This window comes from Brevundimonas sp. LM2 (genome assembly GCF_002002865.1).
Classification (GTDB): domain Bacteria; phylum Pseudomonadota; class Alphaproteobacteria; order Caulobacterales; family Caulobacteraceae; genus Brevundimonas.
In genome coordinates, this window is record NZ_CP019508.1 from 1296806 (window position 1) to 1321980 (window position 25175).

Genomic DNA, 25175 nt, shown 5'->3' on the forward strand with positions numbered 1-25175 from the left:
GGCCTGTCCGGCGCTAAGGCCGGTCGCCGAGGAGCTCGCCCCGCGTCGCCGGGCGGACAGACCTGCCCTTGTAGTTCCGAACGAACAAGACGGCGGCCGAGAGCACCAGAACGGCTCCCAGGATGCTGGTAGCGTAGGCGGCCCCGACGAAGAACGGCAGCCACGGCAGCTCCACGGCCGCGAAATTGCGCACCAGCAGCAGGACGACGCTGCCCAGATAGCCCGAAGCGTCGGCGAGATAGATCAGGAAACCCGCCGTCCCGACCGTGCCCGAATAGGCGATCATCCGGTCGAACAGCATGGCGTTGAACGGGGTATAGGCCAGATACAGCCCCGCCCCGCCCGCGATCATCCAGGCGATCGGCGACAGCAGATGCTGCTGGAAGGCCAGGGTGGACAGGCCCAGGACGACGAATCCGGCCAGGATCACGCCGTGCATCATCAACAGGGCGCGGCCGTTGTCCTTGACCGCGATCAGCACCCCCATCGAGACCAGGGACAGGACCGCCACCGGGCCCTCGCTGGCGGTGAAGACCGAGGCCGCGTCGCCATAGCCGAGGGCGCGCCAGATCTCGGCGGCGAAATTGTCGCGCAGGTCGCGGAAGGCCGTCAGCATGACATAGGCGGCGACCAGCAGGATCAGGGCGGGCCAGTGGGCGGACAGGAAGGCCTTGCGCTCCCGGGCCATCATCGGCCGACGCGCCACGCGCTCGGCCTCGTCGGCCGGGCTGGGCGGGGGCAGGGCGGCCAGCGCCAGCACCGAGATCGCCAGCAGCGGCATGAAGATCAGGCCCGTCGCCGCCGGCATCCAGAAGGGGCTGACGCTGGCCACGTCCATCAGCGCCTTGCCGATGGACTTCACCACGCCGGACGACAGGATGAAGCTGGCGCACAGGATCGCGCCGAGCACCTCGCTGGTGCGCCGTCCCTCCATGAAGCCGAACACCAGGCCCCAGATCAGACCCAGCGGCAGGCCGTTCAGGAACAGGGCGGCGACGTTCCAGGGCGCGGGCACGACGGCGAACAGGATCAGGGCCAGCCAGGAGAGGCCGATCAGCACCACGATGGCCAAGGCACGACGCTCCGGCCGCATCTCGGCGATAACCTTGACCCCGATCAGCTTGGACAGGGCGTAGCCGGCGACCTGGGCGATCACCAGGGCCACCTTGTAGTCCAGGCCGAAGTCCCACCCAGCCACGGCGTCGAAGGTGGCCGCCGTGAACGGCTTGCGGAAGGCGTACATGGAGAAATAGGCGCAGAAGCCCGCGAGGCCCGCGAACAGGACGAAGACGACGGGGTTCGCCCGTGCCAGCCAGAGCCTTAGCCGTTGCATCACCCGTCCTGTTCCAGCTGCACGTCTGTGGTCTAGACCAGCCTCACGACGGCTGGATGACGGGCTTTCGGCATGCGATCCGCGACGGCCTGACCGGATCTTCGACGCCCCCCAAAGCTCAGGTCGCGCCAAGCCGGACGATCAGCCGGGCGCGGCCAGGCGCAGCAAGAGATCGCGATAGGCGGTCAGGGGGGCCAGGGTCACGCCCTCCACCTTCGCCAGTTCATCGTAGCGCCGCAGCCGAACGGCCGGCTCGAAGTGAGGCATCGCCGCGAAGGCCTCGGCTTCGGCCTCGCTCATCGGTCCCCCTTGCAGGGCCAGGCTCTGGCGGGAGGCGGGGCTGAGGGCGTCGGCATAGCCGGGCTCCCGGGCGGCGAGATAGCGTTTGGCCTCGACGTGCAGCCGCACCGGCTCGGTGACGTCCGAGCCGAAGCCCTGCGCCAGCCAGGCCGCCCCAATCCGCTCGTGCACGGCGTCGATCCCCCGGTCCGCCGCGTCCTGCCCCTGCTTCTGCAGCAGGTGGCCGATGTCGTGCAGCAGGGCGGCGGCGACCAGGGCGTCCGGCTCGGCGGCGGCCCGGGCATGGTGGGCCGTCTGCAGGGCGTGTTCGCGCTGGGTCACCGCCTCGCCATAGTGGTCGCCGCCCGACCGGTCGAACAGGGCGAAGATCGTCTCGACGACCGTCTCGGCGTTTTGTGGCCTGGTCATAGGCGGCTCAGCGGGGGGTCAGCAGGTTGGGATCGATGAACTGGCGCGGGATGCCGGGGCCCTGGAAATAGGCCCCCAGCCAGGAGCCGCCGCCGCCGTTGAAATACTCGACCCGGATGGCGTGTTGGCCGGCGGTCAGGGCGATGCGGCCGGTGGCCGTGATGACCCCGTGGTCGCCGTCATTGTCCACCACGGTCTGGCCGTCGACATACAGCTTGCTGCCGTCGTCCGAGGCCAGGAAGAAGTCGTAGTCGCCGGCGGTCGGGATCCGGATCTGGCCATCGAAGACCACGGCCACGGCGTCTTCGCGCGGCAGGGTCAGGCCGTCGATGGTGAACTCGTGGGAGGCGCCGGTCGCGACCGGCTCAAGCCTAGAGAAGTCGGGCAGGCGCACGGGCGACTCCGGCAGCAGGTAGATGCTGTGGGTCAGGCCGCGCGTCTCCGCGCCCGCGCGATCGAGGATACGGAAATAGCCGTTCACCGGGACGCTGGCCGGCTGGCCGTCGACGAACAATGTGGCGCGCACGATGGTGCTGCGGGTGATCTCGACCGGGCCGGCGTACAGCGGTGACTGGGAGGTGGGGATGGTGTGGTCCAGCGTATAGCGGATCTCGCCGACCGGGTTCGGATTGCGCAGGGTCATCCGGGCCGGCCCATCGACGAACAGGCCACCGGGAGGCGCATTGCCGTCGCCCGCCGGCTCGATCACCGGGGCGGCGTAAAAGCTGCTGGTGCGATAGGCCTGGACCGGCATCGCCTCGCCCGCCAGGACCGGCCGGACCGGCCGGCCCAGCCAGGCGTAGGGAATCTCGACCCCCAGCAGCCAGGCGGCGGTGGCGGGGGTGTCGAAGGTGTTGATCGGCAGGTTCAGCTGCTGGCCTGCAGCGACGCCCTGGCCCGACGCGATCCATGGAATCTCCAGCTCGGCCAGACTCTCGCCGCCGTGGCCCTTGCCCACGCCGCCGTGGTCGGAGGTGACCAGGATCACCGTATCGTCGGCGATGCCGGCGTCGACCACGGCCTGGCGGATCGCCCCGATCAGGGCGTCGGCCTTGCTGACCGAGGCATAGTAGTCGGGCGTGCCGTGACCGAACTCATGGCCGGCGTGGTCGACGTGGTCCAGATGGACGAACAGGAACTCGGGCGTCTCGGCCTTGATGTAGTCGACGGCCAGGGCGGTGGTCTTGTCCTCGTCGGCGCCGCGGGCGTCGTAGTCGACGAAGCGGTGGTCATACAGATTGCCGAACCCGTCCCAGTGATAGATCGAGCCGACGTCCCAGTCCGGATGTTGGTCGGTGATGACCTGGAAGATCGAGGGGAAGAAACCACCTGATCCGGTCACCGAGGTGGGAAAGCCGAACTCGCCGACGCGCCAGTCGTTGCTGGTGACGCCGTGCTGCTCGGGCCCGGCGCCGCTGAGGATCGAGGCCCAGTTGGCGCTGCTGGTGGTGGGCAGGACGCCGCGCGCATGCAGACTCCAGGCCCCGGTGCGCATCATCTCGCGCAGAACGGGGGTGTCGGCGGTCATGACCCCGTCGGGGCTCAGCCCGTCCACGCCGATGATGATCACATGTCCGACGCGCGGGGCGTCCCGCGTCTGAGCCACGGCAGGGGTGCCGCTGAGCACCGTGGTCGCGGCAAGCGCGGCGGCCAGGGCAAGGTGTCGGAGCGAGACGGTCATGGCGGGCTTTCGCGAAAAGGATGCGGCGCGGACGGCGGGGGACGCTTCGGACGGTGGCGGCTCGGCAGCGTGTCTCACAGCCAATCTGGTCTGTACCAGATTGGAACTGTGTGCTGTAGGAAGGTTTCGTGAAAGACCGCTGGCAACCGCATGACGCCGTAGGCACAACGGAGGTGTCGGATCGCCGGAACGCGGAGGATCGGGAGCAGCATGGTCAAGCCCGAGCCCGGCTCGAAGTCCGAGGGGCCCCACTACATGAGCCTGCGCGACGACGTCGCCGCGCGCATGGCCCGGGGCGAGCTTCGGTTCGGGGATCGCCTGCCGTCCGAGCGGGATCTTCAGGTGGCCCTGGGCATGGCGCGGGGCACCGTCCGCCAGGGGTTGTTCCAGCTGGAGGCCGAAGGGGTCATCTACCGCCGCGACCGCAGCGGCTGGTACGTCTCGCCCCCGCCGGTGGTCTATGACCCGACCCGCTGGGAGGGGTTCATGGCCTATGTCGAGGCGCAGGCGCGACGCCCGTCGACGGAGGTCATCTCGGTCGAGACCATCGCCGCCGACCCGCCGCTGGCCCAAGTCTTCGCCCGGCCAGTGGGGGCATCGCTCTACCGCCTCCACCGGCGGCGCCATGTGGATGAGCGGGCTGTGCTGGTCGAGCGGATCGTCGTCGACGCCGCCATGGCCCCGGACCTGCTGCGTTTTCCGCTGGATCAGTCACTGACCAGTATCCTCAAGAGCCACTACGGCCTGTCCGTCGCCCGCAATCAGGTGCGGATGCAGCCGTGCGCCCTGACCGGCTACGAGGCGGAGGCCCTGGGGGTGAAGTCCGGCCTGCCCGGCCTCGCGGTCCAGCGCACGAGCTTCGATGCCCGGGGGCGGGTGGTTGAGTTCGACCAGGAATACTGGCGCCACGACGCGGTGCGGATCAGCGTCGATATCCAGGTGTCCTGAGCGCCTGTCCGTCCTCGCCTAGACCTGGGCCACCCGCAGGGGGCCGGGGCCGCCCGCGGCGGGATCGGAATAGGACCGCTTGCCATCCTCGATATGGCCCGCCATGCGCCAGGTCTGACCCTCGGCCGACAACTGCCGGTCGTACCAGCCGTGGCTGGACGACAGGTCCAGCGCGAGCCGTCGCACCTCCCCGGCGGCCAACCGAACGATCGCGGGCGAAACGCCATAGGCCCGGTCGGTCAGGTCGATCGTCAGATCCGACTCGGTCAGGTTCTTGATCGACAGCGCAGGCGCGGCCGGGTTGGACTCGAGCCCGGCGCAGAACCGGTCGCAGCGGCCGGTCAGGCGGCGGTGAAAGCCGTTGGGGCCCAGCACGAAGAGATCGGTGGCCGCGTCCTGATCGGAAAGCGGATGGGTCAGGTCCCGACCGGCGCCGACGGTATAGCGGGCGGGGCCTTCGTCCAGCCGCCTCATGTCATAGACATGAAAGACCGCGGCGCGTTCCGACGAGCGGTTGACCAGCATCAGGGCGGCTCCGCCCCCGCCGCGCTTCAGCCGGGCGTCCAGGGCGTAGGGAGTCGGGCGTCGCGGCCTTTGACCCGTTTCCTGAACCGGGGCCGCCGCCTGGTCGGGCACCGGGGGGTGGACCTCTTCGAGCGCGGCGGCCCGGACCGACAGGGCCTCGGTCGGCGGCAGGGCCGCCATGAAGGCCTCGCTCTCCGGCGCGCTGAAGTCGAAACAGGAGGTCAGGTCACCGCACACCGCGCGTCGCCAGGCGCTGATGTTCGGTTCGTGGACGCCGAAACGGGCCTCGAGGAAGCGCAGGATGCTGGTGTGGTCGAACACCTCCGAGGCGACATGCCCGCCCTTGCTCCAGGGCGAGATCACATACATCGGCACGCGCGGCCCCAGGCCGTAGGGGCGACCCAGATAGGCTGCATCCGCCGCCGTTCGCGACCGGGTGTGATATTCGTCGTCCGCCGGAATCGTTGTCGCCCCGTGCGTGCCGCCGTCCCCCGACCGCGCCGGCGGAGCGGGCGGGGGCATGTGGTCGAACAGGCCGTCGTTCTCGTCAAAATTGACCAGCAGCACGGTCCGCGCCCAGACCTCGGGGTTGGCGGTCAGGGCGTCGAGCACCCGCGCCGTGTAGTCGGCCCCCTGCAGCGGCGTCGACACGCTGGGGTGCTCGGACATGGCGGCGGAGGAGACGATCCAGGAGACTTCCGGCAGGCGGGCGTCGACCACATCCTGGCGCAGGTCGTCGAGCGTCCGGGTCGTCATCGTCCGGCGGGTCAGCAGGGCGGCCGCGGCGGAAGCGGCCCCGTGCGCCCGCCGATAGGTCTGGAAGCCGACCAGGGGGTTGTCGGTGAAGTTGTCGTCCATGTCCTGGTAGATCTGGAACCCGATCCCGGCGGCCATCAGCCGTTCGGGATAGGTCGTCCAGAGATAGCCGCCATGCTGCAGGGGGTCGGCGTCCAGGCTGTCGTAGCCGTTGTCGATCGCCGGACCGTTGGCCCGGCCCAGGGGGTCGTGGGTGCCGGTCCAGATATAGAGCCGGTTGGGATTGGTGCTGAGGTGCAGGGCGCAGTGATAGGCGTCGCACAGCGTGAAAGCCTCGGCGAGACTGTACTGGAAGGGCAGGTCCGCGCGGGTGAAATGGGCCATGGATTGGTTCTGCTTGAAGCGCGGCCAGGCCCCCATCCGGCCGTTGTCCCAGGCCGCCTGGCTGTCGGTGAAGCCGTGCGGCGTGCCCAGCGGCCGGTACAGGCGAAAGTCCGCGGCGGTGTCCAGCCGGAACGGCGCGATCAGGGCCGGCGACGCGCCGGGGGTCTCGTTGGGCTGCACGAGCACCGTCCGGTCCGGGGCCTCGGGCAGGGGCGGGGCCGGGATGGCGAAGCGGTCGCCGAAGCCCGTGACTCCGCGCATCGCGCCGAAATAGTGATCGAAGGCACGGTTCTCCTGCGTCAGGATCACGACATGGCCGACGTCCATCAGCGTGCCCGTCCGGCGATCGGCCGGGATGTCGAGCGCCCGGGCGATCGCCGGGGTGAAGGCGGCCGCGGCCCCCGCGCTGGCCATCATGGCGCGAATGAAGCTTCGGCGATCCTGCTGCGTCATGCGTCTCGGGCTCCTGAAGGGGTCACGCACGCGAAGTCTGGCGAAGGCCGGCCCTAGACCAGACCGGCACGCGATCGGGGACGAACGGCGACGGCGGCCTCTGCGACGTGGACCTTCGTGCCCGATTGCGAGGCGGCGTCCACGGCGCTGCGCGGCGGGTCCAGGTCGGTCACCAGATCCTGCACGTCTGCGAACGACGCGACCTGGATGAAGCCGGACTTGGCGAACTTGGTATGATCGGCCAGCACGACGACGCGTCGCGCCTGGGGCAGCAGGCTCTGTTTGAACGCCGCCTCGTCCGGGTCGAAGTCGAGAAAGCCCCGTTCGGCATCGACGGCCCCCATCGACAGCACCGTCAGGTCGGGCGCGAACCGCTGGCAGAAGCTCTTGGCCTCCGGACCGAAGGCGGCGTGGTGCGTCGTATTGATCTGCCCGCTGGCCAACAGCAGGCGATGGCCGGGGTTGCCCAGCACCTCGTGGGCGATCTCGACGCTGTTGGTCAGGATGGTCAGGTTGCGCACCGAGGCCAGGCTTCGCGCCAGCCAGTGACAGGTCGTGCCCGAGTCCAGCAACAGCGTCATGCCCTCGGTCACCAGGGTCGCCGCCGTCTGGGCGATGCGCTGCTTGGCCTCGGCATTCTCGCGCAGACGCAGGCGATAGGGTGCCTCGATCTTGTTGTTGGTCGCCGACAGACCGCCATGGACCTTCTGGACCACGCCGCTCCGTTCCAGCTGCCGCGCGTCCCGGCGGATCGTCTCTTCAGACACCTCGAAGCGGTCGGCCAGCTCCGAGACCGGCCAGAAGGTCCGCTCTTCGAGCAGCTGTAGGATGGCGGCCAGCCGGGCACCCTGGCTCAGCTGCTTGAGGTCTTGGAGATCTGAAATGCTCATTCGCCCTCCTATCAACCGCAAATCCCACACACAACCACACAGTTCAACATGCTGGTCGCACGCCATCTGGAACGGCGTCGGGCGCATAAAAGATACGGTTGGACATGCTGCACCGATTCATAGGGCGATCGCAAAGCGCAGAAGCGGGCGTCACTCAAAAGCACGCCCCTCCCCATTCCCACACAGACCCACACATTTCAACATAAACGCCTCAAACTGTCACACGCCTGCCATGGCCCAAACCTAAGGCTTCCCCACTCGGTGGTGTGTGGGCGGCAAGCCTCAGCCCCTCGCTGATCGAGCCGCTCATTCGCACCATCTGTCGGGGGACTCACATGTCGAAGCCTAACGCCGCCGGGCCCATCCGGCCCAAGCTCAAACCCATCCTGCTGGCGACGGTCTCGGTCATGGTCGCCGGTGGCGGCGTTACGGCCGCATCGGCCCAGGACGCGCCCGTGACCGACCTCGATGAGGTTGTGGTCACCGGGTTCCGCCGCTCGCTGGGCGATGCCCGCGACATCAAACAGGACTCGGTCATCGCCGTCGATGCGATCGTCGCCGAGGACATGGCCAAATTCCCCGACCTGAACCTCGCCGAGTCGCTGCAGCGTCTGCCGGGCGTACAGATCACCCGCGAGGCCGGCGAAGGGCGCCGCATCTCGCTGCGGGGCCTGGGCGCCGACTTCAGCCGCGTGCAGCTGAACGGCATGGAAGTGCTCGGCAACGTCGACTCGGCCCAGGACAGCCGCGGTCAGCGCTCGCGCGATCGCGCCTTCGATTTCAACATCTTCGCCTCGGAACTGTTCTCGCGCGTCGAGGTCGAGAAGACCTTCCAGGCGTCGCAGAAGGAAGGCGGGATGGCCGGCACGGTCGGCCTGTTCACCGGCCGCCCGTTCGACGCTGAACCGGGCTTCCGGGGGGCTGTCACGACCAAGGTGGGCACCAACGAATATACCGACGACGCCCAGCCGCGCGTCGCCGCCCTGATCAGCCAGAACTGGGACAATGTCTTCGGCGTCTCCCTGTCGGCGGCCTACAGCCACCGTGAGACCACGGAACAGGGCCACAACACCTACAACTTCGCACGGCCCAATGCGGCGACCCTGCAGTCTCTGGTCACGCGCGGTCTGAACATCTCGCGCCTGAGCGCGGCAGAACAAGCCAAGTTTGTGTCCGGGGACCTGTATTTCGCCGACGGCAATCGGATCTCTTCCTGGAATGCCGAACAGGAGCGGCTCGGCCTGACCGCCGCGGTTCAGTGGCGTCCGACGTCGACCATGGAACTGACCCTCGACGTGCTGCACGGGGAGTTCACCACCGAACGCAACGAGCTGCATCTGGCCACGCGTCCGTTGAACTCCACCGGTTCGGTGGCCTTCGACACGGCCGCGAACGCGACCTGGCCGTCCGTCTTTCGGACGGCGTCGATCGTCAACGACATCGCCTGGGACGCCAACAACTACGTCACCATGACGGACGTGACCGGCACGACCTTCGGCAGTGAACATCGCCGGTCGCGCAACGAAAACGAGTTCAATCAGATCGTTCTGACGGGCAAATGGGACCTCAGCGATCGCCTGACGCTGGACGGTCATGTCGGCTACGAAAAGTCGACCTATGAGACGCCGTACGACGACAAGCTGTACATGCGCGCCAAGGGCAATCTGATCGCCAACTACGGCGCCGACGGCCGCTCCGCCACGTTCGAATATCCGGGCTTCGACGCCACCAACCCGGCCAACTACGCGATGGACTCGTTCTACTACCGCGGCTTCCACAATGAATCGGAACTGCACGAGGGCGAGCTGAACGGGCGGTTCCTGCTGAACGACACCTGGACCCTCAGCGCCGGCGTCGCCTACCACAAGTTCCGTCAAGACGGCCGCGACACCTTCTACGACGACAACGTCAACGGCACGCGCACCAAGACGCGCGGCACGTCGGTCGCCGACATCGCCGACGTCTACACCAACGAGTTCGGCTCCTGGCTGGTCGGCAACTACGACCGCGCCTTCGCCAAATACAACGAATACCACCGCTTCGGTCCGAACAAGGACGGCACCGGCGGCGCGTTGCAGGACATCGAGAACGTCTTCGAGACCACCGAAGAGACGGTCTCCGGCTTCGTCCAGGCGGACTGGGACAGCGAAGTGATGGGCAAGCGCTTCCGCGGCAACATCGGCCTGCGCGGCTACTCGACGGACACCCGCAGCGTCGGCTGGATCCAGGGCGACAGCTACGCCTACCTGGGCACGTCCGACGTGGAGGGCGGCTATGAGGGTGTGCTCCCGGCGCTGAACACGGTGCTCGACATCGCCGACGACGTCCTGCTCCGCTTCTCGGCCACCCAGAACCTGAACCGTCCGGGCCTGGGCTCGATGGCGGCCGAGGGCAGCGCCTTTGCGTCGGGCGACCACTGCGATCCCAGCCTGCCGGACGGTGCCCCTCTGCCGGGCGGCTTCGTCAACGACTGCGAGATCACCGCCTCGCGCGGCAACCCGAATCTGGAGCCCTACAAGGTCAACGCCTATGACCTGGGTCTGGAATATTATTTCGGCGACGTCGGCCTGTTCGCGCTCAGCGTCTTCCAGAAGGACATCACCAACTACATCGACTCCGTGAACCTGGAGAACGTGCCCTTCAGCGAGACGGGCGTCCCGTTCAGCACCATTCCCGGCGCGACAGCGGGCACGATCGTCGACGAGTTCAGCATGCCCATCAATCGGGAGGGCTCGAACACCCTGACGGGGCTGGAGCTGACGATGCAGGCCCAGCTGACCTTCCTGCCGGCGCCCTTCGACGGCTTCGGCGTGACGGCCAACTACACCAAGGTGGAGGCCGATGAGGCCCTGACCGGCTTCTCGCCGGAAAGCTACAACGCCACGGTCTACTATGAGACGACCCGCTGGGGTGCCCGGGCCTCCATGAGCCATCGCGACACCTGGTTCAGCGGCTACAACGACGACCCGATGAACGCCGGCACGCGCGGCTTCGAGGCCTCGACCTATGTCGACGCCGCGGCCTTCATCAATCTCGCCGAGGGGCTGCAACTGACCTTCGACGCGGTCAACCTGACCAATGAGAAGGACACGCAGTTCTGGGGCGAGAGCCAGTATCTCTACAACCAGAACCAAAGCGGAACGACCTATATGGCCGGGCTCAGCTACACGTTCTGACACGAACGCCGGCCTAGACTGGGCGTCCCTCCTCGCCACGCGGAGGGACGCCCATTTTCTGTATGCGGATCCATGATCGTCTCCCACCGCCACCGCTTTATCTTCGCGGCCGTGCCCAAGACGGGCACTCACGCGGTGCGCCAGGCGCTGCGCGAACAGATGGGCGACGAGGACCTCGAACAGGTCGGCCTGTTCGTCGACAAACGGTTCCCCTGGGCGGATCTGGCGACCGTCCGGCACGGGCACCTGCCGCTGCGCCAGGTGCGGCCCCATCTCGGCGAGGCGGCCTTCGCCGCCTATTTCAAGTTCGCCTTCGTCCGCAATCCGTTCGACCGGTTCGTGTCGTACTGCGCCTTCATGCTGCGCGGCGGCGATGACTTCACGCAGCGGCCGCAGGCCGTGATGCGGCATTTCCTGTTCATCGAGCCCCCGGAACAGCATGTCCTGTTCCAGCCGCAGGCGTCGCTGCTGGTGGACGAGGACGGGAAGGCCCTGCTGACCGATGCCGTCGGGCGGGTCGAGGACATGCAGGGATCCTACGACTCCCTGTGCGCCCGGATCGGCATCGCCTCGCGGTCGCTGGACCGGGTCAACAGCAGCCAGCACGGCGACTACCGGCGCTACTACGACCAGACCCTGATCGACGGCGTCGCCGCCCGCTACGCCCTGGATCTCGAGCTGTTCGGCTATGCGTTCGAGGGGGGACGATGACCGCCGCTGTCGCTCAGCCCGCCGCCAATCCGCGCAAGACCACCGGCGTCCGTCCGCTGGGGCCGGTCGACATCGCCGCCCTGCGTCAGGCCGTCCTGGCCATCCCCGAGCCGGTCTGGGCGGCGGAGAACGCCGACAAGCCGAACAAGTTCGAGGCCTTGGGCGGGACGGGCCACATCGTCTTTCGCTTCATCGACAGCCCGCGCGACTGGCGGGGGTCGCACGACCGCCCCGCCTGGGCCCGTTGGCGGGCGCTGCTGGAGCCGGTGCTGGCCGAAGCCGTGCGCAGTTACGGTTATTCGCGCGGCGTCTTTCCGCGCGTCATGCTGGCGCGGATGCCGGCGGGCGGGGTGATCCACCCCCACGTCGACGCCAATCCCGCCGCAAAATGGCCGCACAAGATCCACCTGCCCTTGACCACCAACCCCGGGGTCGTCTCCTTCTTCGGCGGACAGGCGCACCGTTTCCCGCAGGGCGAGGCGGTCGAGGTTGACAACCTGGGTCCGCACTGGGTCCGAAACGAAGGCGAAACCGACCGCATCCATCTGATCTTCGAATACTACGACGCCGACCAGCCGGATCCTGCCTGGCTGGAGCCCTTTCTGCGCGGCGGCGCCGCGCGATGACCGTCGCGGAGGCGGAGGCTCCGACGCGCGACGCCCTGCTGCAGACGGCCCGCGGTCTGCGCCAGCAGCGGCGGATCCCGGAGGCCCTGGCGACCCTGGCGCGGCTGGAGGCGACGCATCCCCGCTTCAGTCGGCTGCATCAGGAGCGCGGCCACTGCCATGTGATGGCGGGCGATGCGCCGGCGGCCGTCGCGGCCCTGGAGGCGGCGCTGCGGCTCAACCCCACCCTTCCGGCCTGCTGGGACATGCTGGAACAGATTCATGCAATGCGGGGGGAAGCCGATCAGGCGGCCCGGGCCGGCGGGCAGCTCGCCCGGCTGAGGCAGTTGCCGCCGGAGATCGTGGTCGCCAGCAGCCTGCTGGCCGACGGCGATCGGGCCCCGGCCGAGGCGGTCCTGCGGGACTATCTGGACCGGGACGGCGACAATGTCGGCGCGCTGCGGCTGCTGGCGCGGATTTGCACGGAGGCCGAGGCGCTGGAAGAGGCCGAGGGCCTGCTGGAGCGGGCCCTGGTGCAGGCCCCCGACTATCACGCCGCACGGCTGGACCTCGGGATGGTCCTGTTGCAGCGGCAGACGCCGCTGGCCGCGCGGCATCAGGCCGAGCGGTTGCTGGCCCATGATCCGGACCACCGGGACTATCTCAAACTGTTCGCGGCGGCCTGCGTCGCCCTGGGCGACCACGCGCCGGTGATCGACCTGTACGCGCGGCTTCTGGACGGCCTGGCTCCCGGGCCCGAGGCCGCCGAGTTGCGGATGTGGCGGGCCAATGCGCTGAAGATCATGGGGCGACAGGCCGAGGCCGTGGCGGACTATCGCGCCGCCCTGGCCGCCCGTCCCGACTATGGCGTGGCCTGGTTCAGCCTGGCCAATCTGAAGACCCTGCGTTTTTCACAGGACGACGTCGCCCGTCTCCGCGTGGCCGAGGCCCGCCCCGACCTGCAGACCCTGGATCGGATTTACCTGGCGTTCGCCCTGGGCAAGGCGCTCGAGGACGAGGGCGACTACGCCGGGTCCTGGGCCTGCTACGCACGCGGCAACGCCCTGCGCCGCGCGGAGGGCCGCCACCGCCCCGAGGTCGAGAAGACCTGCGCCGCGCGGTTGAAGGCCGTGTTCAGCCCGGCGTTCTTCGCCGACCGCGCCGGCTGGGGCGTGGCGGATCCGGCGCCGGTCTTCATCCTGGGCCTGCCGCGCTCGGGCTCGACCCTGATCGAACAGATCCTCGCCTCCCACTCCGCCGTGGAGGGCACGCGGGAGCTGACCGAGATCGGCCGGTACGCCGCCGAGCTGTTCGGGGCCGATCCCGACTGCGGTTTGCCGCTGAAGCCCGAGGCCCTGGGCCGGTTGAGCGCCGAACAGGTCCGGGCGCTGGGCGCGCGGTTCCTGGACGAGACCCGCACCTATCGCCGCCTGGAACGACCCTTCTTCATCGACAAGATGCCGAACAATTTCTGGCACGTCGGCCTGATTCATCTGATCCTGCCGAGAGCGACCATCCTTGATGTGCGACGCGAGCCGATGGCCTGTTGTTTCAGCAATCTCAAACAGCTGTTCGGCACGACCCACCATGGCTTCACCTATGGCGTCGAGGACATCGCCCGCCATTACCGGACCTACCTGGACCTGATGCGGCACTGGGACACGGTCCTGCCCGGACGCGTGCTGAGGGTGCCGTACGAGGATGTGGTCGAGGACCTCGAGGGCGGGGTGCGACGCCTGCTAGCGCACTGCGGCCTGGCGTTCGAACCCGCCTGCCTGGCCTTCCACGAGACCCGCCGGGGCGTGCGCACCCCCAGTTCGGAACAGGTGCGCCGCCCGATCGGCCGCGAGGGGCTGACCCAGTGGCGACACTATGAACCCTGGCTGGGACCGCTGCGCGACGCGCTGGGCGACGCCGTGATCGCGGACAGGACCTGAGCCATGAAACTGGCGAAACCCTTCTATCAGCTGCCGGTCCTGTTCGATGTCGCGCGGCTTCAGGCCGAGGTGGCGGCCCTGCCGGCCCAGGCCTGGGTCCCCCATCCCGATCGCATCCCGGGCAACAGCGCCGCCCGCCTGATCACCACCGGCGGGGCGGAGACGGATTCGGTCCATGGTCCGATGCAGGCGACGCCCTGGCTGGACGGCATGCCCTATCTGCGACAGGTCCTGGCCGGGTTCGGCGTGGTCTGGAGCCGGTCGCGGCTGATGCGCCTGGCCCCCGGCACGGGCGTGCCCGAACACGCCGACATCAACTATCACTGGCACAACCGGGTGCGGCTCCACATTCCGGTCTTCACCCAGCCGCAGGTGCGCTTCCACTGCGACGGCCAGGCGGTGCACATGGCCCAGGGCGAAGCCTGGATCTTCGACAACTGGCGGCGGCACCATGTGGAGAACCGGGCCGAGGTCGAGCGCATCCATCTGGTCGCCGACACCACCGGCACCGCAGGTTTCTGGCGGTTCGCCTGCGCCGAGCCGCCGCCACCGCGGGCGCAGTGGCCGACCCTCGGCTTCAAGCCCGAGGCGCGGCCGCCCCTCCTGACCGAGGCCGAGCAGCGCCCGCCCGTGATGCCCGCCGCGGAGGTCCAGCTGCTGATCGACGATCTGCGGGCCGAGGTGGTCGTCGTCACCGGGACCCCCGATGGGCCGGCCCGCGCAGCCCGGTTCGACCGCTTGCTCGAGGACTTCGTTCACGACTGGCGACAGCTTTGCGCGCTGCACGGGATCGGGGGTGGCGGGCGGCCCGCCTTCCTGCAATGCGCCGGCGGCCTGTTCCAGGCGGTCAAGCCGCTCGCCGAAGGACTTGTCATGCGCACCAACCAGGCCGGCGCCCTGCTGGTTCTGGAAAAGCGGGTGCTGCAGCATCTCGTCGCCGCCTAGGCCGGCGATCGAAAGAGCATCGCCGCCTTAATCGGAATCTGGCGCGCTTTCGTGTTAGACGCGCCGCTACCCCTCGCAGTCCTCGGGAGTCGTCATGTCCGCCTATCGTCTCATTGCGCTCGGCCTGGTCGGAACGCTCGCCGTCGCCGCCTGCAACGCCCCCGAGACCCCGACCGAGCCCCCCACCCAGGTCGCGACCGCGCCCGGCGCCCCTCCCAAGTCGAGCGCCCCGACCCTCGCCTATGACTGCGAGAGCGGCCAGACCGTCCGCCTGCAGTATCCGGACCCGGCCACGGCCCAGCTGACCTATCAGGGCAAGGCCTCGGCCCTGCGCCTGGTGCCGTCCGGCAGCGGGGCCCGCTATGCCGGATCCGGGATGGAGTGGTGGATCGCGACCCGCGACGGCCAGGAAAATGCGACGCTGAGCCGACTGGGGCCGAACGGCGACGTCGGGGTGGCGGTGATGGAACGGTGCAGCCGTCCGTCCGCCAATCCCGACCTGCCTGTGCCTGGCCAGACGCCCCCGGCCGAACCGACGCCGTGCCTGGCCGCGAATCTTCGGCTCGGAACCGCGGGCGGCGACGCCGGGGCGGGCAACCGTCTGGGCATCGTCAGCGTGCTGAACACCGGCCCGGCCGTCTGCGGCCTGTCCGGCTATCCGGACCTGAGCCTGCTGGACGGCAAGGAGAAGCCGATCACGACCCTGCGGATCGACCCGAACCCGAACACGTCGACGCCGGTCGCCCTGGCCCCCAATGGCCGTGCCTATTTCGACGTCGCCTGGACCGTGGTGCCGGACGAAAGCGCCGGTCAGACAGTCTGCCCGTCCGTGGCCCAGATCGCGGTCCGCCTGGCCGGCGATCCCAAGCCCCTGACCCTGGCGATGGCCTTCCAGCCGTGCGGGGTCCGGATCCGGGTCAATCCCTATCGCGCCTACGCCGATCCGGCGGAGGCCCCGGCCCCCGTCGCGGCTTCCGCTACGACCTGACTCCTTTCCCCGGCCGGGGGGAGGGGGTAAGACGCGGCATGCAGACAGCGACCTTTCACGACCGCGTTGCGGCCGAGCTTTCCGACATCGAGGCCCAGGGCCTGACCAAGCCCGAGCGGGTGATCCACTCCCGCCAGGGGCCTGTGATCGAGGTCGGCGGCCGCAAGGTGCTCAATTTCTGCGCCAACAACTATCTGGGCCTGGCGGGCGACGAACGGGTGGTGGCGGCGGCGAACAACGCCTCGGAACTGCGGGGCGCGGGCACGGCCTCGGTGCGGTTCATCTGCGGCACGCTGGACATCCACAAACAGCTGGAACGGGCGATCGCCGACTATCTGGGGTTCGAGGACGCCATCCTGTTCGCCGCCGCCTTCGACGCCAACGGCGGCCTGTTCGAGCCCCTGTTCGGGGCCGAGGACGCGATCGTCTCGGACGCCCTGAACCATGCCTCGATCATCGACGGAGTGCGGCTGTGCAAGGCGAAGCGCTACCGGTTCGCCACCTCCGACATGGCCGACCTGGAGACCCAGCTGAAGGCCGCCCGGGCCGACGGCGCGCGCGACATCATCATCGCCACCGACGGCGCCTTTTCGATGGACGGCTATATCGCTCGGCTGGACCAGATCCGCGCCCTGGCCGACCAGTACGGCGCCCTGGTCATGGTCGACGACTGCCATGCCACGGGCTTCCTGGGGCCGCAGGGGCGGGGCTCCTATGCCCACCACGGGGTCAAGGTCGACTTCGTCACCGGCACCTTCGGCAAGGCGCTGGGCGGGGCCATGGGCGGGTTCATCTGCGCGACGGCGGCGGTGGTCCAGCTGCTGAAGCAGCGGGCCCGGCCCTATCTGTTCTCCAACGCCCTGGCCCCCGCGATCTGCGGGGCCTCGCTGGAGGCGATCCGCATCGCCCAGGGTGAAGAGGGCGACGACCTGCGGGCCCGCCTCAAGGCCAACGCCACCCGTTTCCGGGGTGCGATGACCGAGGCGGGCTTCGACCTGCTGCCCGGCGAACATCCGATCATCCCCGTCATGCTGGGCGACGCCAAACTGGCCCAGGACCTGGCCGCGCGGATGCTGGAATTGGGCGTCTATGTGATCGGCTTTTCCTTCCCGGTGGTGCCGCGTGGCGCGGCGCGGATCCGCACCCAGATGTCCGCGGCCCACACCTTCGATCACATCGATCAGGCGGTGGCGGCCTTCACCACCGCCGGTCGGGAACTGGGCGTGATCTGACGTGACGGAGCCGACGCACGTGGTGCGGATCGACGGTCGATCGGTCCTCAGCCGCGCGGATTTCTACGCCGCCATTGAACAGGTCGCGGCGACGCCGGACTGGATGGGGCGCAACCTGGACGCCCTGTTCGATGTTCTGGTGGCGAACTGGCCCAAGCCGACCCTGCTGCAGTGGACCCATGCGACGGTTTCGGCCGCCGCGATGGGGCCGGACTTCGACATCCTTCTCGGCGTCCTGCGGGACGCCCAATCAGAGCCGCGATCGGGCTTCACCGTCCAAGTGTTCGACGACCCGGCCGACCCTACGGAGCAGACCCCATGACCTATATGATGAAAGCCCTGGCGAAGACCGGTCCCGGCATCGGGCTTGAGCTGATCGATGCGCCGATCCCGGTCGCGGGGCCGGAGGACGTGCTGATCCGCGTCCACCGCACCGCCGTCTGCGGCACCGATATCCATATCTGGAACTGGGACGAGTGGTCTCAGAAGAATGTCCCGACCCCCATGATCACGGGCCACGAGTTCTCGGGCGAGATCGTCGCCATCGGCTCGGACGTGAACCGTCCGCTGAAGATCGGCCAGCGGGTCTCGGCCGAGGGGCACGTGATCGATCTGAACTCAGAGGCCGCGCGCGCCGGGCATTTCCACCTCGACCCGCACACCCGGGGCATCGGGGTGAACCGGCAGGGGGCCTTCGCCGAGTTCGTGGTGGCCCCGGCCTTCAACGTGATCGAACTGCCGGACGACGTTTCCTACGAGGTCGCTTCGATGCTCGATCCGTTCGGCAACGCCGTGCACACGGCGCAGCAGTTCGACCTGCTGGGCGAGGACGTGCTGGTCACAGGCGCGGGTCCGATCGGCATGATGGCGGCGGCGGTGGCGCGGCACGCCGGGGCCCGGACCGTGGTCCTGACCGACATCAACGACTTCCGGCTGGAGCTGGCCCAGAAGGTCGCGCCCGGCGTGCGCACGGTGAACACCACCCGGGAAGACCTGCACGACGTGATGAAGGAGCTGGGCCTGAAGGTCGGGTTCGACGTGGCGCTGGAGATGTCGGGCTCGCCGATCGCCTTCAAACAGTGCGTCGACACCCTGATCATGGGCGGCGGCATGGCCCTGCTGGGCATTCCGTCGAAGCCGATGGAGACCGACTGGGGCGCGATCATCCTCAAGGCCCTGACCATCAAGGGTGTCTATGGGCGCGAGATGTTCACGACGTGGAGGAAGATGCTGGGCCTGCTGAAGGCCGGGCTGGACCTGGAACCCCTGATCACCCACCGCATGGCGTTCGACCGGTACGAGGAAGGCTTCGAGGCGATGAAGTCGGGCCAGTCGGGCAAGGTCATCCTGAACTGGGACAAGGCGGCCTGAGGCGGTCGGCATGAGCCCGCTGGTCGCCTTTCTGGCGGGCGAGGGTGCGGACGGGGCCGGCCGCACGGCGTCGGAGGTGCTCTCCTTCGACGATGCGCGGATCGAGCGGGTCCACGACTTCATCCAGTGGCTGTTCCCCTTGCGGGAACGGTCCGGGGCCCAGCCGAGCGCCCCGGTCCTGACCGAGGCCGACATCGCGGCGATCCGGCATTCGGGGCCGGCGCAGGCGACCCTGACGGCGGCCACCGAGCGGATGGCCACCTTCTATGCGCGGAACGATCACTGGCTGACGGGCGGCGACCATAACCATCTGCGGATCACCCGGATCATCGCCTCGCTGCGGTTGCTGGTCGGCGATGCCCAGGCGGACGCGTTTCGCGCCTCGATCCTGGCCCGGGTCGAGGTGGCGGGCTCGCCCGTCGGGCCGACGACCCTGGCCTATTGGGACCGGGCCTAGGCTTCGGCCTTCAGGACCTTGATCAGGGCCGCCTCGAACCCCTTGGTGTCGGGTCCCGGCAGGACGCTGGCGATCTGGCCGGTCTCGAACAGGTCGAACACCGTGGGATGGACATAGGAGCTGCGACACACCGTGGGGGTGTTGCCGAGCAGGCCGGCCACGGCCTTCACGCAGACGGTGATCTTGCGCTTGGCGTCGGTCGGCGAGGTGGGAGCCTCGGTGTCGCGCAGGGCGCGGGCGGTCGAGACCGTGCCGGCCCAGGTGCGGAAGTCCTTGGCCGAGAACTGATCGCCCATGGCGTCGCGGATATAGGCGTTGACGTCGTCCGACGTCACAGGAACCAGCGTGCCCTCGGCATCGCGATATTTGAACAGCTGCTGGCCCGGCAGTTCGCGCAGCGAGCGGACGACCGTGGCCAGGCGACGGTCGCGGACGCTGACCTTGTGATCGACGCCGCTCTTGCCCCGGAACGCGAACGACAGTCCGGCACCATCAACGGCCAGGTGGCGCTTGTGCAGGGTGGTCAGGCCATAGCTGCGGTTGGCCTTGGCGTACTGCTGATTGCCGATGCGGATCAGGGTGATCTCCAGCAGGCGCACCGCCGTGGCCAGGACCTTCTCGCGGGTCGGGCCCCGGGTGGCGAGATCGTGCTCGACCTGGGCGCGGAGCCTGGGCAGGGCCTTGGCGAAGGCCGACATTTTGTCGAACTTGTTGCCCGACCGGTGGGTGCTCCAGTCGTTGTGGTAGCGGTACTGCTTGCGGCCCTTCACGTCGCGGCCCGTGGCCTGGATATGGCCGGTGGCCTTGGGGGAGATCCAGACCTGGGTCCAGGCCGGGGGGATGGCCAGCATGCGGACGCGGTCGAGAACGGCCTTGTCCCGGACCACCTTGCCTTGGGCGTCACGGATCGAGAAGCCGGTGCCGGACCGCACCCGGGTAAGGCCTGGCTCGGCGTCGCTGGCATAGGTCAGGCCTTGGGGGACCTGGGTCTCCAGGACCGGGGCGAGGGTATCGACCATCAGTCGGCCGCATCGTCGAGGCGGGCGTGAAGCGTGTCGATCCACGCCTTGCCGGGCTCGCCTCCCCACAGCAGCCAGGCGATATAGCCCGCCGACGGCCGGTCCGCGTCGGCCCAGCCCTTGCCCTGCTTGTCCACCGTATGCCGGGCGAAATAGGAATAGATCGCCTTGATGTCGCGCTCGCTGATGGGCTCGCGGTTCTCGAGCTGGCGGGCGCGGCGACGACCGATCTCGGTGCCTCCGCGGCCGTGCTCCTCCCGCAGCTTCAGCCCCTGGGCCGCGGCCTTGGCCACGGCGGCGGGCGGGGTGCGCTGTTTGTCGGTCAGGGTGGGGTTGGGCATGGCGCGTCCGTGTTCGGGATTGGGCGAACGTCGCGAGGAACCACCGGTTCCTCTTGACCCGGAGCATCGGGAAGGTGACGCAGGCGGCATGAACTATCGCCACAGTTTCCACGCGGGCAATTTCGCCGACCTGGTCAAGCACGCCCTGATGCTGTGGCTGCTGAAGACGCGGCAGGCGCAGGGACCAGTGGCGGTGCTGGACACCCACGCCGGGGCGGGGCTGTATGACCTGACGGGCGACGCCACCCGGTCGCGCGAGGCCGAGGCGGGGGTGGAGCGGCTGATGACGGCGCTCGACCGGCCGCCGCTGATCGAGGCCCTGGCAGCCGAGGTCGCGGCGCTCAATCCGGGCGGAGGGGTGCGAGACTATCCGGGCTCGCCGGTCCTGATCGCCCGGGCGCTGCGGGCCGGGGACCGCTACGCCGGGTTCGAGTTGCGGGACGAGGTCGCGGATCTGCTGAAGGCGAGTCTCGCGGCCTTCGACACGGCATCGAGCGCGGTGGGCGACGGCTATGATCTGGCGGTCGCGGCCGCGCGGGCGGAGCGCGGTCCGCTGGTGCTGATCGATCCGCCCTATGAGCGGCCGGACGACTATCACCGGGCGGCGGACGCGGGGGCCACGATCGTGCGGGCGGATCCGACGGCGGTGGTGGCGATCTGGACGCCGCTGAAGGACATGGAGACCTTCGACGGTTTCCTGCGCCGGCTGGCGGCGGGCGCGCAGGCCCCGATCCTGGCGGCCGAGGCGCGGTTGCGACCGCTGATCAACCCCATGACGATGAACGGCTGCGCCATGGTGATCGTCAATGCGCCGTCGGGGACCGAGGCGGCGGCGACCGAAGTCTGCGGCTGGGTGGCCGGCACCCTGGGCGGGGCCGGAGCGCGGCCCGAGGTGTGGCGGGTCTGACCGCGCCTTATTCGATGACCTCGCCGGCCTCGTACAGGTTGGGTTCGAAGGTGGCGATGGCCATGATCGGGCTCATGGCGGCGGCCACGGCCGGGTTGCGGGTCATGGCCTTCCAGTCCTCGACCGAGCGCCAGACCGCATGGTTGGCCACCGTCTTGCCGTTCAGGCCCCGGTGCAGGGTGGCCGAGACGAAGCCCGGCAGCCCGACCTGGGCGCGGGTCATGGCGGCCAGCATCTCGATCAGGGCATCCTGCTTGTCGGGCTGGACCTTGAAGACGTTGATCAGAACGACGGGCACGGCGTCGATCTCGGCGTCGATCAGGGGATCGGTATCAGTCATGCGCGGCGTCTAGCGCGATTGGCCTTGTGCCGCCATCGGGGATCATCCCCATATGGCGACCATGAAACCCATCGCCATCCTGGAGACCGGCAAGCCGCCCGAGGCCCTGGCCGACGCTTTCGACGACTATCCCGCCCGCTTCCGGGCCCTTTTGGGCGGAGGCGTGCCGACGGCGCGGTTCGACGTCCAGGCCGGACGGCTGCCGGCCGATCCGGAGGCCTTCCAGGGGGCCATCGTCACCGGGTCGGCGGCGGGGGTCTATGACGACCTGCCGTGGATCCCGCCGCTGATCGACTGGCTCCGGGCGGCGCGGGGGCGCACCCGCCTGGTCGGCATCTGTTTCGGCCATCAGGCCATGGCCCACGCCTTCGGGGGCACGGTCGAGAAATCGGACAAGGGCTGGGGCATCGGCCTGCACCGCTACGCGGTGACCGCGCACGAACCCTGGATGTTCCCCAAGGCGGCCTCGATCGCCATCCCGGTCTCGCACCAGGACCAGGTCTTGCGGCCCCCCGCCGACGCGCGGGTGATCGCCGCCAGCGATTTCACCCCCTTCGCCGGACTGGCCTGGGACGACGCCATGTCCTTCCAGTGCCATCCGGAGTTCCAGCCCGCCTATGCCGCCGCCCTGGTCGAGAGCCGGCGCGGCACCCGCATCCCCGAGGCCCAGGCCGACGCGGCGGTGGCCAGCCTGGGCGGGGCCAACGACCGCGCGGTTCTGACCGCCTGGATTCGCGCTTTCCTGATGCTGACCCCGCCCCCGGTGGAGGCGGAGGGTAGCGGGATCTGAACCGCCGTTCGCGGGCTTGCAGACCAGTCACGGCGATTGTGCTAAGGCTCAGCCATGACGTTCGAGGTCCCGCAGACGCTGATCGACGGCGTGGTCCGCCAGTTCGACCCGGTCGAGGTGTATCTCTTTGGCTCCCACGCGCGCGGTGATGCGCGGGCGGACAGCGATATCGACCTCTATGTGGTGGTCGACGACGCGAAGGCGGCCACCTTGAATACCGCGCAAACGATCGGGGAAGCCCGAAGCGCCTATGACGGGTCCGTCGATATCGTGGTGACGTCGGCGTCCCGCTATGCCGAGCGAAAACATCTGATCGGAACCCTCGCAGAGATCGTCCATGACGAAGGTCTCCGAGTCTATGCCCGCAACGGCTAGGGACATCGTCGCGGAATGGCTGGCGCTCGCCGAGCAGGATCACGAGGTCGCCTCCAGGATCTTCGATCTGCCGGGCGTCGCCGCCTTTCACCTGCAGCAGGCGGCGGAGAAGGCCCTGAAGGCAGCCCTCGTGCATGGCGCCGTCCGCCCACCGAGGACACACGACCTTTTGCATCTCAGACAGATGCTCGGCTCGCAAATCGAGTGGCCTGAAGACATCGAGTTTCTGACGCAGCTGACGGCATGGAATGTGATCTTCCGCTATGTCGAGGCTGAGCCTGGGACGGAGGCGACAGGTTCGGCCGTAAAGGCCGCCTCCGTTCGCATCCGTGTGCTGCTGGACGAGGTGCGTGCCTTGGCAGGTCTGTGAGCGCGCCCCGGCTTTCCTAGGGCCACTTCACCACGGGCGGCATGGAACTGAGAATCGACTCGACGTTGCCGCCGGTCTTCAGGCCGAACATGGTGCCGCGGTCGTAGAGCAGGTTGAACTCGACGTAGCGGCCGCGACGGATCAGCTGTTCCTCGCGCTCGTCGTCGGTCCAGGCCTCGATCATGCGGCGCTCGACGATGGCGGCGTAGGTGTCGAGGAAGGCGGTGCCCACGTCGCGGGTGAAGGCGAAGTCCCGATCGTAGTCGCCACTGTCGTGATGGTCGTAGAAGATGCCGCCGATGCCCCGCATCTCGTTCCGGTGCGGCAGGAAGAAATAGGTGTCGCACCAGTCTTTGTACTTCGCATACCAGTCCGGGTCGTGGGCGTCGCAGGGGGCCCTCATGCCGGCGTGGAAGGCGAGGGTGTCCGGGGCTTCCTGGGTGCGCTCGACGTCCAGCACCGGGGTCAGGTCGGCCCCGCCGCCGAACCAGCTCTTCGTCGTGGCGATGAAACGGGTGTTCATGTGCACCGCCGGCACGCGCGGGCTGACCGGGTGGCAGATCAGGCTGATGCCGGTGGCGAAGAAGCGGGGATCGTCCTGAGCGCCCGGGACCGTCTTCGCATAATCTGCCGGGAAGACGCCGTGGACGGTCGAGACGTGGACGCCGACCTTTTCGAACAGCCGGCCGTGCATCATGCCCATGACGCCGCCGCCGCCCTCGGGCCGCGACCAGGGGGTGCGGACGAAACGGCCCGGTTCGCCCGGAAACAGGTCGGCCGGTGCGGCGTCTTCCAGCGCCTCGAACCGGGCGTGGATGCGGTTGCGCAGTTCCTCGAACCAGGCGCGGGTCTCGACCTTCTTCAGGTCCAGCGGGTCGGCGTCGAAGGCGGGGGCGTGGCTCATGGGGCGGATATCAACCATGGTTCGACCCCGGCGTCACCCCGCGGCTCAGTGCGCGCCGGGCGTATCAGGGCTGGGCTTGCGACGCAGGCTGCTGATCTGATGCACGACCACGGCGATCACGCCACCAACCAGAATGCCGACGATCGCCGCGCCGAGCGCCGTGATCACCCATTCCACCAGCCCGCGCGCGAACGGCAGGGCCGAGCCGACCGCGACGGCGGCGTGGTGGATGGTGTCTTCCGGCCAGACGAAGCCGAAGGTGTGCGCCCCGTGGATCAGGATGCCGCCGCCGACCCACAGCATGGCGGCGGTGCCGATGGTGGCGATGGCCGACATCACGATCGGCATGCCCTTGACCAGTCCGCGACCCAGGCCGCGCATCGACGCCGAGGTGCCCTGCGCCATGTGCAGGCCGATGTCGTCCATCTTCACGATCAGCCCTACGACCCCATAGACCCCGGCGGTGATCGCGAGGCCGACGATCGCGAGAACCAGACCCTGGGTCAGGATCGGGCGATCGGCCACGTCCGCCAGCGAAATGGCCATGATCTCGGCCGACAGGATCAGGTCGGTCCGGATCGCGCCGGACACCTTGGTCGCCTCCAGCGTCACGGGATCGCCGACGGCCTCCTCGACCTCGCCGTGATGGCCACCGCCGAAGGCCTCCATCAGCTTCTCGGCGCCCTCGAAGGCCAGATAGGCCCCGCCCAGCATCAGGATCGGGGTGATGGCCCAGGGGGCGAAGGCGCTGAGCAGCAGGGCGGCCGGCAGCAGGATCAGCAGTTTGTTGCGCAGCGATCCCTTGGCGATCTTCCAGATGATCGGCAGTTCGCGCGCCGGCGTCAGGCCGACGACGTAGCGGGGGGTGACGGCGGCATCGTCGACGACGACCCCGGCCGCCTTGGCTCCGGCTTTGCCTGCGGCCGCGCTGGCGTCGTCCAGAGACGCCGCCGCCAGTTTGGCGATACCGGCGACGTCGTCGAGCAGGGCGGCAAGTCCGGAGGGCATGGAGGATGACCAGGTTTTAAT

General features: G+C 68.8%; 25 protein-coding genes. 15 read left to right on the forward strand and 10 right to left on the reverse strand.

Features of this window, described 5'->3' with window-relative positions:
- Positions 1-13 precede the first annotated feature (13 nt).
- From BZG35_RS06285 to BZG35_RS06295, 3 genes are all read right to left on the reverse strand, one after another.
- Positions 14-1333, reverse strand: a complete 1320-nt coding sequence (locus BZG35_RS06285; RefSeq protein WP_077354877.1) for a DUF5690 family protein — start codon at positions 1331-1333, stop codon at positions 14-16.
- A gap of 141 nt (positions 1334-1474) precedes the next feature.
- Entirely contained in the window at positions 1475-2041 is a 567-nt protein-coding gene (locus BZG35_RS06290) for a phosphonate degradation HD-domain oxygenase (RefSeq protein WP_077354878.1), read from the reverse strand.
- Positions 2042-2048: 7 nt separating this feature from the next.
- Positions 2049-3722, reverse strand: a complete 1674-nt coding sequence (locus tag BZG35_RS06295; RefSeq protein ID WP_077354879.1) for an alkaline phosphatase family protein — start codon at positions 3720-3722, stop codon at positions 2049-2051.
- A 210-nt stretch (positions 3723-3932) separates the two neighbouring features.
- Between BZG35_RS06295 and BZG35_RS06300 the strand changes: the two genes are divergently transcribed.
- On the forward strand, positions 3933-4670 hold the full coding sequence (locus tag BZG35_RS06300) for a UTRA domain-containing protein (RefSeq protein WP_077354880.1): 738 nt from the start codon (positions 3933-3935) through the stop codon (positions 4668-4670).
- Between the two features lie 18 nt (positions 4671-4688).
- On the opposite strand, the gene BZG35_RS06305 is transcribed toward BZG35_RS06300, so the two are convergent.
- Entirely contained in the window at positions 4689-6788 is a 2100-nt protein-coding gene (locus BZG35_RS06305; protein ID WP_077354881.1) for a phosphocholine-specific phospholipase C, read from the reverse strand.
- 53 nt (positions 6789-6841) lie between these two features.
- Positions 6842-7678, reverse strand: a complete 837-nt coding sequence (locus BZG35_RS06310) for a DeoR/GlpR family DNA-binding transcription regulator (RefSeq protein WP_077354882.1) — start codon at positions 7676-7678, stop codon at positions 6842-6844.
- Positions 7679-8013: 335 nt separating this feature from the next.
- On the opposite strand from BZG35_RS06310, the gene BZG35_RS06315 reads away from it, so the two are divergent.
- The 10 genes from BZG35_RS06315 to BZG35_RS06360 all read left to right on the forward strand — a co-directional run bounded on the left by BZG35_RS06315 (position 8014) and on the right by BZG35_RS06360 (position 19100).
- Positions 8014-10854: a TonB-dependent receptor gene (locus tag BZG35_RS06315; protein ID WP_077354883.1), complete on the forward strand. Its 2841-nt coding sequence runs from the start codon at positions 8014-8016 to the stop codon at positions 10852-10854.
- A 72-nt stretch (positions 10855-10926) separates the two neighbouring features.
- Positions 10927-11565, forward strand: coding sequence for a sulfotransferase family 2 domain-containing protein (locus BZG35_RS06320; protein WP_077354884.1), 639 nt, complete (start codon positions 10927-10929; stop codon positions 11563-11565).
- On the forward strand, positions 11562-12191 hold the full coding sequence (locus BZG35_RS06325; RefSeq protein WP_077354885.1) for an aspartyl/asparaginyl beta-hydroxylase domain-containing protein: 630 nt from the start codon (positions 11562-11564) through the stop codon (positions 12189-12191). The genes BZG35_RS06320 and BZG35_RS06325 overlap by 4 nt, the downstream gene beginning before the upstream one ends.
- Positions 12188-14107, forward strand: coding sequence for a tetratricopeptide repeat-containing sulfotransferase family protein (locus BZG35_RS06330; RefSeq protein WP_077354886.1), 1920 nt, complete (start codon positions 12188-12190; stop codon positions 14105-14107). Before BZG35_RS06325 ends, BZG35_RS06330 begins: the two co-directional genes overlap by 4 nt.
- A 3-nt stretch (positions 14108-14110) precedes the next feature.
- A complete protein-coding gene (locus BZG35_RS06335) occupies positions 14111-15052 on the forward strand; it encodes an aspartyl/asparaginyl beta-hydroxylase domain-containing protein (RefSeq protein ID WP_077354887.1) in 942 nt (313 codons plus the stop codon).
- A 94-nt stretch (positions 15053-15146) separates the two neighbouring features.
- Positions 15147-16040 (forward strand): DUF4232 domain-containing protein, encoded by an 894-nt coding sequence (locus BZG35_RS06340; protein ID WP_077354888.1) that lies wholly within the window; start codon positions 15147-15149, stop codon positions 16038-16040.
- A gap of 38 nt (positions 16041-16078) precedes the next feature.
- A complete protein-coding gene (locus BZG35_RS06345) occupies positions 16079-17272 on the forward strand; it encodes a glycine C-acetyltransferase (RefSeq protein ID WP_077354889.1) in 1194 nt (397 codons plus the stop codon).
- Position 17273: 1 nt separating this feature from the next.
- Positions 17274-17594 carry a barstar family protein gene (locus BZG35_RS06350; RefSeq protein ID WP_077354890.1) on the forward strand — a complete coding sequence of 107 codons (321 nt, stop codon included), beginning with the start codon at positions 17274-17276 and terminating at the stop codon, positions 17592-17594.
- Between the two features lie 8 nt (positions 17595-17602).
- Entirely contained in the window at positions 17603-18643 is a 1041-nt protein-coding gene (gene tdh / locus BZG35_RS06355) for an L-threonine 3-dehydrogenase (protein WP_371454839.1), read from the forward strand.
- Positions 18644-18653: 10 nt separating this feature from the next.
- The gene (locus tag BZG35_RS06360; RefSeq protein WP_077354892.1) at positions 18654-19100 is read left to right on the forward strand and encodes an opioid growth factor receptor-related protein; all 447 of its coding nucleotides are present in this window, start codon (positions 18654-18656) and stop codon (positions 19098-19100) included.
- Here BZG35_RS06360 and BZG35_RS06365 read toward each other — a convergent pair.
- Positions 19097-20119 (reverse strand): DNA topoisomerase IB, encoded by a 1023-nt coding sequence (locus BZG35_RS06365; RefSeq protein WP_077354893.1) that lies wholly within the window; start codon positions 20117-20119, stop codon positions 19097-19099. The two genes, BZG35_RS06360 and BZG35_RS06365, sit on opposite strands and share 4 nt — an antisense overlap.
- On the reverse strand, positions 20119-20460 hold the full coding sequence (locus BZG35_RS06370; RefSeq protein ID WP_077354894.1) for a hypothetical protein: 342 nt from the start codon (positions 20458-20460) through the stop codon (positions 20119-20121). Before BZG35_RS06370 ends, BZG35_RS06365 begins: the two co-directional genes overlap by 1 nt.
- An 88-nt stretch (positions 20461-20548) precedes the next feature.
- On the opposite strand from BZG35_RS06370, the gene rlmJ reads away from it, so the two are divergent.
- Complete coding sequence (gene rlmJ / locus BZG35_RS06375) at positions 20549-21367, forward strand: 23S rRNA (adenine(2030)-N(6))-methyltransferase RlmJ (RefSeq protein WP_077354895.1); 819 nt, start codon at positions 20549-20551, stop codon at positions 21365-21367.
- A 7-nt stretch (positions 21368-21374) separates the two neighbouring features.
- Here the strand turns inward: rlmJ and BZG35_RS06380 are convergent, their stop codons facing one another.
- Entirely contained in the window at positions 21375-21707 is a 333-nt protein-coding gene (locus BZG35_RS06380; protein ID WP_077354896.1) for an antibiotic biosynthesis monooxygenase, read from the reverse strand.
- Between the two features lie 61 nt (positions 21708-21768).
- Here BZG35_RS06380 and BZG35_RS06385 point away from each other — a divergent pair, with 61 nt between their 5' ends.
- Genes BZG35_RS06385 through BZG35_RS06395 form a run of 3 tightly spaced genes read left to right on the forward strand, consistent with a single transcriptional unit; the run spans position 21769 to position 23242 of the window.
- On the forward strand, positions 21769-22497 hold the full coding sequence (locus BZG35_RS06385) for a GMP synthase (protein WP_077357883.1): 729 nt from the start codon (positions 21769-21771) through the stop codon (positions 22495-22497).
- Between the two features lie 54 nt (positions 22498-22551).
- Positions 22552-22872, forward strand: a complete 321-nt coding sequence (locus tag BZG35_RS06390; protein ID WP_077354897.1) for a nucleotidyltransferase domain-containing protein — start codon at positions 22552-22554, stop codon at positions 22870-22872.
- Positions 22835-23242 carry a HEPN domain-containing protein gene (locus tag BZG35_RS06395; protein WP_077354898.1) on the forward strand — a complete coding sequence of 136 codons (408 nt, stop codon included), beginning with the start codon at positions 22835-22837 and terminating at the stop codon, positions 23240-23242. Before BZG35_RS06390 ends, BZG35_RS06395 begins: the two co-directional genes overlap by 38 nt.
- 16 nt (positions 23243-23258) lie before the next feature.
- Here BZG35_RS06395 and hemF read toward each other — a convergent pair whose 3' ends face one another.
- Together hemF and BZG35_RS06405 are read right to left on the reverse strand one after the other, a co-directional pair.
- On the reverse strand, positions 23259-24146 hold the full coding sequence (gene hemF / locus BZG35_RS06400) for an oxygen-dependent coproporphyrinogen oxidase (RefSeq protein ID WP_077354899.1): 888 nt from the start codon (positions 24144-24146) through the stop codon (positions 23259-23261).
- A gap of 45 nt (positions 24147-24191) precedes the next feature.
- Positions 24192-25154: a DUF808 domain-containing protein gene (locus BZG35_RS06405; protein ID WP_077354900.1), complete on the reverse strand. Its 963-nt coding sequence runs from the start codon at positions 25152-25154 to the stop codon at positions 24192-24194.
- Between the last annotated feature and the right edge of the window lie 21 nt (positions 25155-25175).